This is a genomic window from Leptothoe sp. ISB3NOV94-8A, assembly GCF_043421595.1.
In the GTDB taxonomy this organism is placed as follows: Bacteria; Cyanobacteriota; Cyanobacteriia; order Phormidesmidales; family Phormidesmidaceae; genus Leptothoe; species Leptothoe turfae.
In genome coordinates, this window is record NZ_JAXSQW010000004.1 from 326,186 (window position 1) to 344,674 (window position 18,489).

The window sequence follows — 18,489 nt, forward strand, 5'->3', positions numbered from 1 at the left end:
ACGGATGCAAACCAAGCTACAGGTGGCAGAGCAGGCCAGGATAGAACCCATTGCCATTGTTGGTGTCGGGTGTCGTTTTCCCAAAGCTCCTAATTTAGAAGCCTTTTGGCAGTTACTTGAACAGGGTGTTGATGCCGCCACCGAGGTACCTAAGGAGCGATGGGATATTGATCAATATTATGATCCAGAGCCCGGAGTGGCTGGAAAAATGTATACCCGCCATGGCAGCTTCATCACCGATGTGGATCAGTTTGATCCTGAGTTTTTCAGAATCTCTCCTCGGGAAGCTAAAAACTTGGATCCCCAGCATCGTCTGTTGCTTGAAGTCTGTTGGGAGAGTCTTGAGTATGCAGGGTTGTCGCCCCTGGCGTTAAAAGGAAGTCAAACCGGTGTATTCATCGGCATGATGACCCATGACTATCAACAGCTGGTGGCCCATTCTACTGATTTGCAATCTGCCTTTGGTACCGGTGCTCCCCTTGCAGCTGGACGCATTGCCTATACCTTAGGTTTAAATGGACCCACGTTAACCCTGGAAACAGCCTGTTCTTCTTCTCTTGTGGCCTGTCATTTGGCCTGCCAGAGCTTACGCAATCAGGAATGTAACCTGGCCCTGGTGGGTGGGGTGAATCTGATGCTGACGCCCCAGGTCAGTGTGTTTGAGGCCCAAACCCGCATGAACTCTGTCGATGGTCGTTGTAAAACCTTTGACCAATCGGCTGATGGCTATGGCCGGGGTGAAGGATGCGGTGTAGTAGTACTCAAGCGGTTATCAGATGCCCAGGCCAATGGCGATCAAATTTTTGCTGTTATCCGAGGATCAGCCGTTAACCATGACGGGGCCAGTAGTGGGTTGACGGTGCCCAATGGATTGGCCCAGGAATCTGTTATCCGTCAGGCCCTAGGCAGCGGCAAGCTAGAGGCATCCCAGGTGGATTATATCGAGTGCCATGGCACCGGCACCCCCCTGGGCGATCCGATTGAGGTGGAGGCCCTAGCCAATGTCTATGGTTCCCAGCGTCCTCAAGATTCTCCCCTGATGATTGGCTCGGTTAAAACCAATATCGGCCATACCGAAGGAGCTGCCGGGATTGCTGGGTTAATCAAAGTAATTCTGTCGTTGCAACAGGAGAAAATCCCTCCCCATCTCCATCTTAAGCAGCCTAATCCACGGGTTGACTGGGAAGAAATGCCGGTGACCGTTCCTACGTCAGTAACGCCCTGGGTACGGGGAGACAAGCCTCGGCTAGCAGGGGTGAGTTCCTTTGGAGTAAGTGGCACCAATGCCCATGTGATTGTGGCAGAAGCTCCGGCTGTCCCCATCTCTGATCAAACATCTAATCAGCCAGAGCGGCCCTGGCATGTGCTGACCTTGTCAGCCAAAACTAGAGGAGGGTTGCGATCGCTGATCACCCACTACAGAAAATTCTTAGATCACCATCCAGAGCTAGCCATTGCCAATATTTGCCACACCACTAACCAGGGGCGCACTCACTTTAGTGAGCGCATTGCGGTTGTAGGCAGGTCGGTTGATGAGGTCAGTCAAAAGCTCGATCAATTAGAAGCCAACGGGATAACAGTTAGGGATATCGAAGAATCAAGGGATTCCCTTAACCAGTCTGAAATTGTCTTTCTGTTTACCGGCCAGGGAGCACAGTACAGAGACATGGGCCGAGAACTATACGAAACCCAACCACTATTCCGGCAAATCCTCGACCACTGTAACAACATTCTTCGATCCTACCTAGATCTAGATATTCTCAATATTCTCTACCCCAATATTGCGGAAGAAGGGCAGGGCTTCGACGGTGAGCTCAGCCGAACCGCACAAGGCCAGCCCCTACGCATTGATCCAGGGCAGGCACAAGGCCAGCCCCTACAGTCTGATTACACCTCACCCCTTAACCAAACTGCCTACACCCAACCCGCCCTATTTGCCCTCGAATACGCCCTTGCGCAACTCTGGCAATCCTGGGGCATTAAGCCATCCATTGTTATAGGCCACAGCATCGGTGAATATGTCGCCGCCTGTGTTGCTGGAGTCTTCAGCCTGGAAAATGGCCTGAAACTTATTGCCATGCGGGGCAAGCTAATGCAGCAGTTGCCTTCAGGGGGAGCTATGGTGTCAGTGATGGCCTCAGCTAAGCAAGTTAAGGCTGTAATTGCAGATCAGGCCGACGTCACCATTGCCGCCATCAATGGGCCTGAAAGCACTGTGATTTCAGGTGACGCAACCGCCGTTCAAACCATTGCCCAACAGCTTGAAGACCAGGGGATCAAAACCAAACAGTTACAGGTTTCCCATGCCTTTCATTCTCCCTTAATGCAGCCTATGCTGGCCGACTTCAAACAAGTCGCGCAGCAAATCTCCTACTCCCTCCCCAAACTCAAACTAATTTCCAATGTCACCGGGCAGGTGATTAACGAAGAAATTGCCACACCAGACTATTGGTGTCGGCATATTCTCGCCCCTGTCAACCTTGTAGCAGGGATAGAGTCTCTTCATCAACAGTGCTTACGACAACAAGACGGTATCTTTTTAGAATGTGGTCCTAAGCCGGTTCTGATGGGCATGGCGCGACAATGTTTTCCCGACCATAAAAGTAACCTGTGGCTACCTAGTCTGAGACCCAATCAAACGGATTGGCAACAGATGCTAAGCAGCCTGAGTGATCTGTATATCAGGGGTGTCGATATTGATTGGGAACGGTTTGATCAAGACTATCCCCAGCGGCGTAAGGTGGCGTTGCCCACATACCCTTTCCAACGACAACGCTACTGGGTAGAAGAGACTATAGAACCAACTCCCCAGGCTAGTCCCGTCCTAACGTCACAGGTAACAGAGCTACTGCATCAAGGCGATGTGGCTCAGCTGACTCAGCTATTGGCTGGCCAGCCAGATTCAGATACCGGGATCTTGGAACGCCTGGTGCAGGTCCATCAACAACAGCTGGCGGCTCAATCTGTTCAGGATTTAATGTATGAATTACAGTGGGTTGTCAAAGATTTAAATAGCCAGGACTTGCCCAATGATGGAATCTCACCCCGTCATTGGATCATTGTTAGCGATTCAACAGAGTCAAGCGCTGCCTTAGTGGAGCAATTGCAAACCTTGGGTCAAACCTGTAGTCGGGTTGTTTTAGACCACACCATTGCAAACCAGGACAACAACTCAGTCTACACCTTGCAGCCTGAGAATCCTGCTGACTTCGAATCGCTCTGGGATCAGGTGAAACAGATAGATTCTCATCCCATTGCAGGGGTTATCTGGCTTGGGGATACAACGGGAGACACCCCAAATCTTAATGCATTGGAATCGGCCATCAATTCTCTCTGTCAGCCCCTGCTATTTTTAATGCAGAGCCTGACGCAGCAACCGGCGTTATCCAATGCCAAGCTTTGGGTGATTACCCCAAATGCGGTTTCTCTGGGAACAGAATTACCCACATTGGCCCAAGGCCCTGTGCGAGGGATGAGCCGAATTTTTGGCCTGGAGCATCCTCAACAGTGGGGGGGCATGGTGGATCTGGATGGTTCTATGACTGTGGCAAAGCAGGCTGATATTCTGATCTCAGAAGTCTTAGGGAATCAAACAGAAGAACAGGTTGCCTATCGCACTGGGACTCGTTATGTGGCTCGTTTGAGTCAGAGTATCCCCGAGAAAACGACGCAACTCTCAATTTCATCTGAGGGTAGCTACCTGATTACAGGCGGACTGGGGGGATTGGGTCTTGTTGTTGCCCAATGGTTAGTAGAGCAGGGTGCCCGACACCTGATCCTGCTGAGTCGGCGGGGGGCGGATACACCCCAAAAACAAGTGGCAGTGGCCCAGTTGCAGTCGTCCGGGGCAAACGTTGTCACGCCTATCGCAGATGTGGGAGATGAAGCGGCTCTCACTTTAGCGTTACAGAAACTGCCTGAGTTCTCTTCAATAAAGGGTGTGATTCATATCGCCGGTATCGGGGGCGGAGCCCATCCCATCGCTGAGCTGCAACCCACCACACTGCAGCAAACATTGCGCCCCAAGGTAGCCGGTACCTGGAACCTGCACCAGCTAAGTTTGAAGTGGGATCTGGACTTTTTTGTTAACTTTAGTTCCATTGCTTCGGTGTGGGGCTCAGCTCAACAGGCCCATTATGGGGCCGCTAATGAGTTTCAGAATTTGTTGGCCCATTACCGTCGGGTGCAGGGTTTGCCGATTCTGACGGTGAACTGGTCTGCGATCGCAGGAGCAGGCATGTTAACAGATGTGGAAGACCAGCTTATCCAGCGACTATCCCAGTTAGGGGTCACCCCCTTAACACTGCCACAGATGACCGCTGCCTTATCAGTATTGCTGGGCAGTAGCGGCACTCAGCGGGTGGTAGCCGCTGTGGATTGGTCGAAATTTGATGCCGTATATCAAGTTGGGCGACCCCGAAAATTGCTAGAGCAGCTGGTGGCGAAACCGGTTGCACAAAGTACACCCCAATCCCGTACACATTTAATCCAACACCTACGGGCCTTACCTGCAGCCCAGCGCGATGAATCCCTACAACAAAACTTGGCAGAGGGCATTGCCCAGGTGCTGGGTTTGCCGGATGGCAAAAAGCTAAAGCCTACCCAGGATTTATTTGAACTGGGTATGGATTCATTAATGGCTGTAGAGCTAAGAAATCGGCTCCAGCAACAACTTGGGGTGGAGATTCCGGTTTCTAAATTTATGGGTGGGGTGAACCTGGCCACTTTAGAAGATGTTATTCGTCAGCAGTGGGAAGACCTTGATTTACTTGATTTAAATGTGGATACGGCAGGACGACAGCCTGAGTTGGCGATTGCGACCCGATCTGATGCCTCTGGTGAGACATTGACATCTGATGCCCTTACCCAGAAACAGTATCCCCTATCCTTCAATCAACAGGCGCTCTGGTTTATCTGGAACCTGGCCCCCGACAGTTATGCCTATAACGTGTCTTTTCCAGTGCGGCTAATGGATGCCAATAACATTTCCAGCTGGCGCGGTGCATTTCAACAGTTTCTGGAGCGCCATGCCATTCTCCGTAGTTGTTTTCCCAGCTTAGATGACCAGCCCCAGCAACAGATACTGGATGCAAATACCCTGGACTTCCAGGTGATGGATGCCACGGGTTGGGATCAACTAGAGCTGCGGCAACAGGTGACTGCCGCCCATCGCACCCCATTTGATCTAAAGGCGGGTCCTCTGTTCCGAGTCAGGTGCTTTCAGTTGGCGGAGCAGGAAATCCTTCTGCTGATCTCCATGCACCATATTGTCTATGACGGCTGGTCCCTCAGTCTGTTGCTCGATGAGTTGCCCATTCTTTATCGAGTTCAACAAACTCAGCAATCGCTTTCTCTAACTCCCCCCAGTCATACCTATCAAGACTTTGTGCAGTGGCAGCAACAGCTACTGGTCAGTGCTAAGGGAGAACAACTGTGGCACTACTGGCAAACTCAACTTCAGGGGCAACTGCCGGTGCTACAGCTGCCGTTGGATCGGCCCCGACCGCCAGTGCAAACCTACCGTGGCGGCTCATGTCCATTGCACTTGTCCGCAGAACTAACGGGCCAGCTAAAGGCCCTGGCGGAGACCCGAAAAGTTTCCCTGTATACGTTGCTGCTAACGGCCTATCAAGTCTTTCTTCACCGCTATACTCAGCAGGAGGACATTATTGTGGGCTCCCCAGTGGCCGGGCGCACACGTTCAGACTTTACGCAGATCTTTGGCTATTTTCTCAATCTGTTGCCCATTCGGACGGTGCTACAGGGAACGGCCAGTTTTACGGAAATGTTAACCCAGACCCAACGCACATTGGGGCAGGCGTTAGACCATCAAGATTTTCCGTTTGCGTTGATGGTGGAGCGATTACAGCCCCAGCGAGATCCTAGTTATTCTCCTATTTTTCAAACGATTTTTATCTTGCAAAATTTCCCCCAGGGACATGTGCTGGCTGCCCTGGATGGCGATAGTCTCCAAAACTGGGGCGGGATTAATGTGCTTCCCTATGATCTGCCGCAATTTGAGGGACAGTTTGATTTGTCCCTGGAAATGGTGGAAAGCAGTGCGGGGTTAACGGGGGCATTTAAGTACAACAGTGATTTGTTTGAGGAAGATACAATCACGCGCATGTTGGGACAGTTTCAAACTATGTTGGCGGCGATCGCTACCAATCCCCAGCAGCCCATTCACCAGCTCCCGCTACTGACTGAGGTAGAACAACATCAACTGTTGGTGCAGTGGAATGATACGGCGGTGGACTATGACCAGCATACGTGCATTCATCAGCTGTTTGAGGACCAGGTAGAACGTACACCGGATGCGATCGCACTCGTCGTTGGCCCAGAACAACTGAGCTATCGGGACTTAAATACCCGCGCCGATCAACTGGCCCATCACCTGCAACGGTTAGGGGTGGGGCCGGAGGTATTGGTGGGCATTTGCGTAGAACGCTCCCTGGAGATGATGGTAGGGCTGCTGGGGATCCTCAAAGCGGGTGGCGCTTACGTGCCGCTAGATCCTGAATATCCGCAGCAACGCCTTGCTTTTATGCTGGAAGATGCGCAAATATCGGTGCTCTTAACCCAGGAACGGCTGCTGTCTGTGTTACCCAACCAGGGGGCGCAAAATCCTGAAACACAGGTAATTTGCTTAGATCGAGATTGGGATACTATTCGACAGGCGACGGTTAATGCAGAAAATTCTGATGCAGAAAATTCCCTGCATGGTTCCGAACTGTCTAAGGCAACACCGGTAACCGCCAACAATTTAGCCTATGTGATTTACACCTCAGGCTCTACGGGGAAACCCAAAGGAGTGATGATTGAACATCGCCAGGTGATTAATTTCTTCATGGCGATGGATGATCTGGTGGAGTCAGGCGATCGCAAGATCTGGCTGGCATTGACCACCATTTCCTTCGATATTTCGGTGCTAGAAATTTTCTGGACCTTGACGGCGGGCTTTCAGGTCATCCTGCAAACCGATTCTAAATATATCTCAGCTGCCGCTAGCCCGAGTCTTCCGTCCCAGCCCCTGGACTTTAGTCTGTTTTACTTTGCCAACAACAGTCAGACCATTAATGCTGCAGACCAGTATCGACTGTTGCTGGAAGGGGCCAAGTATGCCGATAACAATGGATTTACCGCTATTTGGACCCCAGAACGCCACTTCCATGAATTTGGCGGGACTTACCCTAATCCGGCGGTGACCAGTGCGGCGATTGCTACGGCCACCCAACAGATTCAAATCCGGGCCGGGAGCGTGGTGCTGCCTCTCCATGATCCGTTGCGGGTGGCGGAAGAGTGGGCCTTTGTGGATAACCTATCCAACGGCAGGGTCGGTCTTTCGGTGGCTAGCGGCTGGCATCCCAATGACTTTGTGCTGGCTCCGGAGAATTATTGCGATCGCAAAGCCATTATGGCCGAGAGTATCACCACTCTACGACAACTTTGGCAAGGGGAGGCGATCCCTCGCCCCAACGGCACCGATGACACCATTCAGGTTCGCACCTATCCCCGACCCATCCAGCCAGAACTCCCCCTCTGGATTACCGCAGCAGGCAATCCAGAAACATTTCGCCTGGCCGGGGAATTGGGCACAAATCTCTTGACCCATCTGCTGGGCCAAACCATTGAAGACCTGGCCGAGAACATTAAAATTTATCGTCAGGCTTGGCGACAGCAGGGACATTCAGGCATTGGCCAGGTCACCCTGATGCTTCACACCTTTATCGGAGAGGATCTCGACACCGTACGGGAGCAGGTGCGTCAGCCCCTATGCGCCTATCTAAACAGTTCTCTGGAACTCATGCTCAAAGTTTTGCCAGAGGCTGAAGTGACGGTCCAGGCTGACTCGTTTGACGAGGCAGATCGAGATGCGTTATTGTCCGCTGCCTTTGATCGCTATTTTGAGACCAGTGGTTTGCTGGGTACCCCAGAGAAATGCCTGGAGATGCTTGATCGGCTGCAGATGACTGGAGTGAATGAAGTGGCCTGCCTGATTGATTTTGGGGTGGATGTGGATCCGGTGCTTGCTAGCCTGGAATATCTCAAAACCCTGAAAGATCGGAGTAACTTAGCCCAGCAATCTCGACAACCGGAGCAAACCGTTCTCAATCAGATCCAGACCCATCAAGTGTCCCATCTACAATGTACTCCCTCCTGGCTGCGGATGCTGATGGCAACACCCGATGGTTTAAATCACCTGAGTGGTCTGCAGCATCTGTTGGTGGGGGGAGAAGCCCTGCCTCCACCATTAGCTCAGCAAATTCGAGGGGCAATGCAGGGCAAAATCAACAATATGTATGGCCCCACTGAAACCACCATTTGGTCCACCAGTTTTGGTATTGAGGCGATTGAGCAGGAGGCTGGCTCAACAGCCCCAGCAACTGCCATTGGTCGCCCCATTGCCAATACCCAAATTTATATTCTAGACACCCATCTTCAGCCGGTACCCATGGGTCTGCCAGGGGAACTACACATCGGTGGAGATGGTTTATCCAGGGGCTACCGGAATCGACAGGAACTCACGACAGCAAAATTTATTGACAATCCCTTTGGGGCAGGACGTCTTTATAAAACAGGTGACTTAGCCCGCTGGCGACCGGACGGCAATTTGGAGTTTATGGGTCGGATCGACCATCAGGTCAAGCTCAACGGTTTCCGAATGGAGTTAGGAGATATTGAAACAGCCCTCAGTCACCATCCTGGTGTACAGGAAGCAGTAGTGATGGTGGCTGCCCAACAACAACTGGTGGCCTATTTTGTGCCATCGCCCACCTTGCCCAGGATGCAGTTGCCCAATGGTCTCACGGTGGCCCACTTTAGTGCCCATCAAACCCGCGCTATTTATGACGAGATTTTTGAGCAACAGATTTACCTGCGCCACGGCATTACGATTCAGCCGGGGGACTGTGTGTTTGATGTGGGGGCCAACATTGGTATGTTTACCCTATTTGTTCAACAGACCTGCCCTGAAACGACAGTCTATGCCTTTGAACCAATTCCCCCCACATTCGAGCGCCTACAGGCCAATGTGCAACCCTATGGTGATCAGGTGACTGTCATCCCCCAGGGTCTGTCTAATCAGGCGGAGACACTGGAGTTCACCTTCTACCCTGAAATGTCGGGTGTTTCGGGGCGGTTTGCGGATCCAGACCAGGATAAACAGGTGGCTGAAGCCGTACTGATGAACTATGACATTGATCACGTGCGTCAGTTTGTAGACGAGCGATATCGGTCTGAAACCTATGCCTGTCAGCTGACCACCTTATCAGACCTAATTCAACACTATGAGGTAGACCAAATTGATTTGCTCAAGGTCGATGTGGAAAAGAGTGAACTGTTGGTGCTGGAAGGAATCCAACCTCAAGACTGGCCGAAGATTAAGCAACTGACCCTGGAGGTGGAAGGGACTGAAATGCTACAACAGGTCTGTCAACTACTAGAGTCCCATGGTTATGGTCTGGAGATTGACGACTATATTGTCTCCTCGGATGCACAATCTCCCATGGCTGGTCGTTATTTCAGTGATGAAAATAGCCAGGAGGACAATGGGAGTCATTCCCTAACAACCTTACAAACAACGAAATCAGAATCTGATTTGGAGGTGTATATGGTATACGCGGTACATCCATCGCGATCCCATGTCGCCCCCGCCCCCGCCCACCCATCAAAGAAACCGAAACAACAAGCGATAACGGATACCGCTACCACACCTGACGCACTGCGGCAATTCCTAAAAGCTCAGTTGCCAGCCTATATGGTACCCAGCCATTTTGCCTGCCTGGAGAAATTTCCCCTTACCCCCAATGGCAAAATAGATCGTCGGGCCTTACTCGCCCTGGATCTAAACCAGGAACAGTCCGCCACATGCGCCCTCTTTGTTGCCCCTCAAACCGAGCGACAAACATTGATTGCCACCCTCTTTGCTGGGGTGCTCTCCTTACCTCTGGAAAAGATTGGTATTTACGACAGCTTCTTTGAGTTGGGTGGCCATTCTCTATTGGCAACTCAGCTGGTGGCCCGCCTGCGCCAAACTTTTGAGGTGGAACTTCCCCTCCAGGCAATGTTTGAAGCTCCCACGGTGGCTGGAGTGGATGCTGTTCTCAATCAGAACCTGACAACCCATGGGATCGCTGCCATCACTCCAAGGTTACAGGATCATGCCCCCATCCCCCTCTCCTATGCCCAAGAACGGCTGTGGTTTCTCACCCAGCTAGAGGGTCTGTCTACCGCCTACTATGCCCATACAGCCCTGCGCATTCAGGGGAATCTAAATCTTACTGCCCTGACGGAGGCGATCCGTGAAATCGTCCGACGGCATGAAGCCCTGCGCACCACCTTTCCTTGGAAAGATGGCATGGCGGTACAACAGATTAATCCCGTTCCCCCAACACCGTTGCAAATTGTTCAGGCCGATGACCTGGAATTGTCCTTATCTGATTGGTTGGTGAAAGAGGCCCAGCAGCCGTTTGACTGGGTTGCAGGGCCCCTATTTAGGATTAAGCTAATCTGTTTTGATTCAACAGATATCAACAGATTAGGGAAGGCGGAAGGTGGAAGACGGAAGACGGAAGGCGGAAGGCGGAATTCTGAGCCGACTGCAGTTCTTTCTATTACTACCCATTACCTGATCAGCGATGGGTGGTCCATGGGGGTGCTGATGCAGGAGTTGGCGGCGCTCTACACTGCTTATGACCAGGGGCACCCTTCACCATTACCCGAACCGACAATTCAGTATGCTGACTATGCTCTGTGGCAGCGGCAATGGCTCCAGGGAGAGGTGCTACAGTCTCAGCTCAGCTACTGGAAACGGCAGTTAGCTGAGAGTCCAGCCCGTTTAGAGCTACCCACCGATTATCCTCGGCCTGCCGTACAAACTTTCCAAGGGCAGCGTCATCGCCTCACTCTACCCCTGGGGTTAAGTCAGCAGCTAAACCAGCTAGGACAACAGCAAGGGGTGACCCTGTTCATGGTCTTATTGACGGCCTTTCAGCTGCTGTTATCTCGCTACAGTAACCAGTCCGATATCGTGGTGGGTACGCCCATCGCTAACCGTCAGCGGCCAGAGTTAGATCCGCTGATTGGATTCTTTGTCAATACCCTGGCCCTGCGTACCCAAATTCATCCGGAAGACACGGTGGCCACATTACTGCATCAGGTGAGACAGGTTGCTCTAGAAGCCTATGCCCACCAGGATGTGCCCTTTGAACAAATTGTTGAAGCCCTGCAGCCTGAACGGAGTTTGGCCCATTCTCCCATTTTCCAGGTGCTGTTTTCTCTCCAAAATGTCCCCGTTGCCTCCACCCAAATACCTGGATTAACCTTCACCCCCATGGCCACGGAAACAGTTACGGCCAAATTTGACTTGACCCTTTCAGTGGAAGAAACGGAACAAGGATTGATTACGGATTGGGAGTACAACAGCAATCTGTTTGAGATGGCTACGATTGAACGAATGGCTAGCCATTTTGAGATTTTGTTGACCGGATTTGTGTTGGATGAGTCTCAACGGGTGGTCACCCTGCCGTTGCTGAGTGAGGCAGAGCGGCATCAGCTGGTGGTGGAGTGGAACGATACGGCGATGCCCTATCCCGAACACCAGTGCATCCATGACTTATTTGAGGCCCAGGTGGAGCGTACGCCAGATGCGGTGGCGGTGTCCTATTTAGATAACCAGCTGAGTTACCGGGAATTAAATACCAGGGCCAATCAGCTGGCCCATCATTTGAGAACGTTGGGGGTGGGACCTGAGGTTTTAGTTGGTCTCTGTGTGGAACGCTCCCTGGATATGATGGTGGGTCTGTTGGGGATTTTGAAGGCAGGGGCAGCCTATGTGCCGTTGGATCCTGGCTACCCGCAACAGCGGCTGCAGTTTATGGTGGACCATGCCCAAATTGCTCTCTTGGTGACCCAGACCGATTGTTTTAAGGCGTTAGGGTTAGAGATTGCGCCGGAACAGGTGGTGTGTTTGGACCGAGATGGGGAGACTATCGCCCAGGCCAGTGTCGATAGCTGCCCCACGGACGTGACGGCGGAGAATTTGGCCTATGTTATTTACACATCTGGATCCACGGGGACTCCTAAAGGGGTGCAAATTCAACATCAGTCTGTGGTGAATTTCCTCACTACGATGCAGGATGCGCCTGGGGTGAGGGAATGCGATCGCTTGGCCGCCGTCACCACCCTGGCCTTTGATATTGCTGCCCTGGAGCTTTACCTACCGTTGACCATCGGCGCAGAGGTGGTCATTCTGCCCACAGCGGTAACTCGGGATGGTCAGCAATTACAGCGCCAATTACAGCCTCTAAACCCAGCCTCACATCAGGAATCTGACCAACCAGTGACCATCATGCAGGCCACTCCAGCCACCTGGCAACTGTTGTTAGCGGCGGGCTGGTCTGGGGAGTCAGCACCCATGACCATGCTCTGTGGCGGTGAAGGATTGCCGACAACTATAGCCCAACAGCTGTCAGCATCAGGAGCAGACCTATGGAACCTTTACGGCCCAACGGAAGCGACGATTTGGTCCACTCGTTTCCAGGTGAAGACTGATGACCATTGCGCTAATGATACAGACCTAGCTGATGAAGCTCAGGATCCTAACTCTGATCAGGTCAAATCTAAGGGGGGCAACTCTCTAGTCTCCATCGGTCGTCCCATTGGCAACACCCAGGTTTACATTTTGGACAACCATCTCCAGCCTGTTCCCATCGGTGTGCCAGGGGAGTTGCATATTGGTGGTGCTGGGCTGGCTCGGGGCTATTTGCATCAGCCGGATTTAACGGCGGAGAAATTTATCTCTAATCCCTTTGGTGAAGGCCGTCTCTATAAAACTGGAGACCTGGCTCGCTATGATGGTGCAGACGGCAATTTGGAGTATTTAGGACGTCTCGATCATCAGACTAAGGTGCGTGGCTTCCGCATTGAGTTAGGAGAGATTGAGGCGGTGCTGCGTCACCATGGGCAAGTGCAGCAGGCGGTGGTGGTTGTCCATGGTGATACCCCCAGTGATAAGCGCCTGGTGGCCTATATTGTGGGTGATGCACCGGAACTAGCCCTGAGTGACTTAAAAGCCTATCTAAACCAGCGGCTGCCAGCCTATATGGTACCCAGTACCTTTGTCCCCTTGGAAAAATTACCCCTGACGCCCAATGGCAAGGTAGATCGTCGCGCCTTGCCTGCACCGGGGCAACTGCAGGTGAGCGATGTGCAATACGTTAAGCCCGAAAGCGAGATGGAGAAAAAACTGGTGGCTATCTGGCAGTCGGTGTTATCGGTGGAACGGGTGGGCATCCACGACAATTTCTTTGATGTGGGGGGGAATTCTCTGCTGCTGATTCAGGCATACCATGCCCTGCAGACAGATTTACAGCTTTCTGTTCCCCTGGTGGATCTATTTGCCTATCCCACCATTAAAGCTTTAGGGGATTATCTGACGAATCTATCTCAGGGCCAGCTGTCACCTCCTGAACGATTAAATTCTGACCAGCGAGATCAGGTACGGGCAGCGACTAGAGAACGACGACAGGCCCGACGGCGACATCGAGAACGTTAGACATTCACGCTCTATATATGTGGATTAATTCAAGCAGAACAGGGGAAAACAATGGTGCAACAGAATCACGACAATTTTAATCCTGACGCCAGAGATATTAGTGCGGATATTGCCATTGTGTCCATGGCTGGCCAGTTCCCTGGAGCACCGGATGTGGCATCATTCTGGCAAAATCTGCAGGCAGGGGTGGAATCCATTTCCCAATTCTCAGATCAGGAACTGTTGCAGGCAGGGGTGGATCCAGCGCTATTGGCCGACCCAAACTATGTCAAGGCCAAGGCTGTTTTAGATGATGTGACTGGGTTTGACGCTCCATTTTTTGATATCTCTCCTCGGGAAGCAGAAATTCTCGATCCCCAGCACCGGTTGTTTCTGGAATGTGCATGGACGGCGGTTGAAGCGGCGGGCTATGACCCTCAACGCTATCAGGGACTGATGGGTGTTTACGCTGGGGTGGGGGTGAATGGGTATTTGTTGCATCATCTGGCCCAGCGACAAGACCTGTTGCGGACGGTGGGTCTGTATCCCCTCTTTATTGCCAATGACAAGGACTTTTTGCCCAGTCGGGTGGCCTACAAGCTCAATTTGACCGGGGCGGCGGTGGCGGTGCAAACGGCCTGTTCCACATCCCTGGTAGCGGTCCATCTGGCCTGCCAAAGCCTCCTGAATGGGGACACCGATATGGCCCTGGCGGGCGGGGTGTCTATTTCGATTCCCCAGGGCACGGGCTATCTCTATCAAGAGGGCATGATTCTGGCCCCCGATGGCCATTGTCGGGCCTTTGATGCCCAGGCCAAAGGAACCGTTGGCGGTAGCGGGGTGGGGGTGGTGATGTTGAAACGGTTGGAAGATGCGATCGCAGACGGCGACCCTTGCCATGCGGTAATTCGTGGCTCAGCCATTAACAACGACGGTTCCCTGAAGGTGGGCTACACGGCCCCCAGTGTCGCCGGTCAAGCAGCGGTGATCAATGAAGCCCTGGCAGTGGCCAATGTGGACGCCGACACCATTGGCTATATAGAAGCCCACGGCACCGGCACAGAACTGGGAGATCCCATCGAAATTGCCGCCCTCAATCGGGTATTTCGTCGTCAAACCGAGCAACCTGAGAAACCCACCTGCGCCATCGGTTCCCTCAAGACCAATGTGGGCCATTTAGATACGGCAGCGGGTGTGGCAGGTCTAATCAAAACTGTCCTGGCCTTGAAGCACCAGGCCATTCCCCCCAGCCTTAATTTTGAAACCCCCAATCCCAATATTGATTTTGGTACGGGGCCTTTCTACGTCAACACCAAACTGCAGGACTGGTCCCGTGCTGATGTGCTCCAGCCCCGACGGGCGGGGGTGAGTTCCTTTGGCATTGGTGGCACCAACGCCCATGTGATTCTCGAAGAAGCACCACCATTGGAACCATCGGGTCCTGCACGTCCCTGGCAGTTGTTGTTACTGTCGGCCAAAACCCCATCGGCCTTAGCTAAAATAACAAACAACCTGGCGGATTTCTTCCAGGAACAATCGGCAACTGAATTAAATCTGGCCGATATTGCTTATACTCTGAGCTGTGGACGGCAGGCATTTAATTATCGCCGCATCCTGGTTTGTCAGGACATTGACCAGGCCATCCAGGCATTACGGGCAGTTGCAGAGAACGCTGAGGAGATGCTAGCTTTGCCAAGCGGGCCTCAGGTTGTTACTGGAGCGGGGAACCCAGAGGGGAAATCTTTGACCTTTCTCTTTCCAGGCCAGGGCTCCCAACATGTCAACATGGGTCGCGATCTCTATCAAACCGAACCCATTTTTCGGGAACAGGTGGATCACTGTGCTGACCTGTTACAACCCCTGTTAAAACTCGATTTGCGCCAAATTCTTTATCCAGCTCCAGAACAGGAGGCCGCAGCGGCGGCCCAGCTGCAACAGACGGCGATTGCACAGCCAGCTCTCTTTGTGATGGAGTATGCCCTGGCCCAACTCTGGTTAACCTGGGGGTTACAGCCCACGGCCATGGTGGGCCACAGCATTGGAGAATATGTGGCGGCCTGCCTTGCCGGAGTATTTAGCCTGGAGGCGGGACTGGCCCTGGTGGCTAAGCGGGGGCAACTGATGCAACAATTGTCGCCAGGGGCAATGGTGGCGGTACCTCTGGCAGCAGAGGCGGTGCAATCTCTGTTGGATAAAGATTCTAGGTTTAAAGAGATTGCGATCGCAGTTATCAATGAACCCAACCGCTGCGTAGTATCAGGCCCCAAGACAGCCATATCAGCTTTTGAACAATACATTACCAGTCAGGACATCGAAGGTCGTCGTCTACACACCTCCCATGCCTTCCATTCCCCCATGATGGAGCCCATCCTGGATGCGTTTCGCCAGCAGTGCCAGCAGGTTGATTTCCAGCCTCCCCAACGCCCCTACCTGTCCAACCTCACCGGCACCTGGATCACCACCGCCCAAGCAACGGATCCCAACTACTGGGTCCAACATCTGCGCCAACCCGTCCAATTTTCCCAAGCCCTCACCCAGCTTTGTCAGGATGCAGACCCACCACATACCCTATTGGAAGTAGGCCCTAGTCGTGCCCTCAGTTCCCTGGCCCAGAGGCATCCAGCCGGTCAGGGTCAGGCAGTGATTGCCACCCTGCGCCACCCTCGGGAAGATAAATCCGATGTGGCTACGTTGTTATCTGCCCTGGGAAAGCTTTGGCTCCAAGGGATGGAGATTGATTGGCCTGCCGTCTATGGTCATGAACGTCGCCACCGTCTGGCCCTACCCACCTATCCCTTTGAACATCAACGCCACTGGATCGAGGCGTCTGATGCGCCCATGGGGACCTCTGGTTCTCTGCCTACCCAATCAAATCAGTCCCAAGGCTTACATCGAAGAGAGTTTAAAGATTGGTTTTATGTCCCCTCTTGGAGCCGTTGTCCCATTCCCCCAGTTAAGCGAGAAACCCAGACTGTTACAGATACGATTCTTGTCTTTGTTGATGATCTCAATGTGGCGACTCCCCTGATTAAGCAGCTAGGGCGAAATGATCGCACGATTATCCAAGTCCAAATTGGCGAAACGTTTCAATCTCTAGGAGAGAATCATTACAGCCTTAATCCCCAGCAGCGAGAGGACTATGAACATCTACTCCAGGCGTTGAATCGATTGGAACAACGACCCAATAAGATTCTCCATCTTTGGACGTTAGTTCCACAGGTATCTGAACCAGTTCAATCTACGGATCAGTCTCTGGCCCTGGGCTTCTATGGTCTTCTCTTCTTAGCTCAAGCTTGGAACAAGCAGGAGTTTGACCATTCCTGTGATCTCGTTGTGATTACTCAGCATCTCCAGAGGGTCACTGGAGAAGAACATCTGCTTCCCAAGCAGGCCACCCTGTGGGGAGCCATCCGGACTATCCCTCAAGAAATCGCTGGGTTAACCTGTCGCTGTGTGGATATCCTGTTGCCTGATTCAGCATCCCAGCCTGACCTTGATTTAGAGCCATCATCAAACTTTATCCATCAACTCGTTACAGAGATGGAAGCACCAGCAGGAGAACCCGAAAACCAGGCAATTGCCTATCGGGGTCCCTATCGCTGGGTCCAACAATTTCAGTCTTTTCCGATGGAATTAGAAAACCAGGGAGAGACGCTGTTGCGACCAGAGGGTATCTATCTGATCACAGGTGGTTTAGGCGGGTTAGGACTGACTATAGCTCAACATCTGGCTCAACATTGGCAAGCCAGGCTGGTGTTGATGCGTCGGTCCTTCTTTCCTCAGGAGTCAGACTGGCAAGATTGGCTAGAAAACCACCCCTCAGATCATCCCATTAGCCTTAAAATTATTGCCCTACAGGCTTTAAAAGAAGCAGGAGCGGAGATTTTAGTGGTTACAGCGAATGTTTGCGATCGCACAGCTCTCCAGCAAGCGATAACCAAAGCCATTCAACAATTTGGTCCTATCCACGGCGTTATTCACGCAGCAGGTATTCCCGGTGGTGGGGTAATCGATCTGCGCACCCAGGCAGAGACAATAGCCGTCTTCCAACCCAAGCTACAAGGCACCCTAACTCTAGACCAAACATTGCAGGACTTAAACGATCGCCCACTAGATTTTATGGTGCTCTGTTCTTCTGTGACCGCCATTACGGGGGCCGTAGGACAAATCGACTACTGTGCCGCCAACGCCTTTCTCGATGCCTATGCCCAGGCTCGTAATGTAAACTCCCCCACCCGTTACCTGGCCATTAACTGGGAGAGTTTACAACAGGTGGGCATGGCAGCAAAGGCAATGGAAACCTTGTCTGAACGTCTCGCAGGCGATCCATCCAACCACTGGCTGCTGAACCAGATGCGCTCAGAGCTAGCCCTTGGTCTTTTCCCCACTGACTGTGGTCAAGTGCTAGAGCAGTTGTTGGGGCAATCGGAACCCCAGGTAATCGTTTCCACCCGAGAGTTAAATGCCCGCCTGACGACCCAACGGCGGATGGGTGACAGCCCAGAACACCATCAGCCAAGCGCTAACCCCTCGATCAAATTTCCGATGGTTAACGTGTCTGATGATCCGGTGGAAAATAAAATTATCGGAATTCTTCAAGCCCTGCTGGGTTGCGACACCATTGGCATCCACGACAACTTCTTTGAAATGGGGGGAGATTCTCTCATCGGTATGCAGTTTTTAGCCCACCTGCGGCAAACCTTTGCCATCGATCTATCCATTGCCACCGTGTTTGAAGCCACCACCATTGCCCAGCTGGCCACTGTAGTTAAGGCTAAGCAGCCGTCTGCTATGGCTAGCTCCTCCACCGCCGACCTGGATCAGCTAGAAGACATTTTGAACCAGGTAGACACCCTAAGTGAGGAGGAACTCAATGCCTTAAGCCAACCCTAATACCCCATCACCCCATCACCCATCCACCCATTCACCCTAACAGCCGGTGACCTAACACCCAA

The 18,489-nt window shown here is 52.4% G+C and carries 1 protein-coding gene and 4 pseudogenes; all 5 read left to right on the top strand.

All coding sequences use genetic code 11. From position 1 onward, the window contains the following. Window positions 1–4: 4 nt before the first annotated feature. Window positions 5–6,217 (top strand): annotated as a pseudogene (locus SPB21_RS34715) (SDR family NAD(P)-dependent oxidoreductase); the annotation flags it as partial. A 129-nt stretch (window positions 6,218–6,346) separates the two neighbouring features. After that, window positions 6,347–6,919, top strand: a pseudogene (locus SPB21_RS34720) (AMP-binding protein); the annotation flags it as partial. 126 nt (window positions 6,920–7,045) lie between these two features. Next, window positions 7,046–13,165, top strand: a pseudogene (locus SPB21_RS34725) (amino acid adenylation domain-containing protein); the annotation flags it as partial. 90 nt (window positions 13,166–13,255) lie between these two features. Beyond that, window positions 13,256–13,555, top strand: a pseudogene (locus SPB21_RS34730) (phosphopantetheine-binding protein); the annotation flags it as partial. A 51-nt stretch (window positions 13,556–13,606) separates the two neighbouring features. After that, window positions 13,607–18,427, top strand: a complete 4,821-nt coding sequence (locus SPB21_RS34735) for a type I polyketide synthase (RefSeq protein ID WP_499869607.1) — start codon at window positions 13,607–13,609, stop codon at window positions 18,425–18,427. Window positions 18,428–18,489: the final 62 nt, after the last annotated feature.

What these genes read in the sequence shown, in the direction of transcription:
- SPB21_RS34735 (WP_499869607.1), top strand. Translation starts at nt 13,607, where the DNA reads ATGGTGCAACAGAATCACGACAATTTTAATCCTGACGCCAGAGATATT.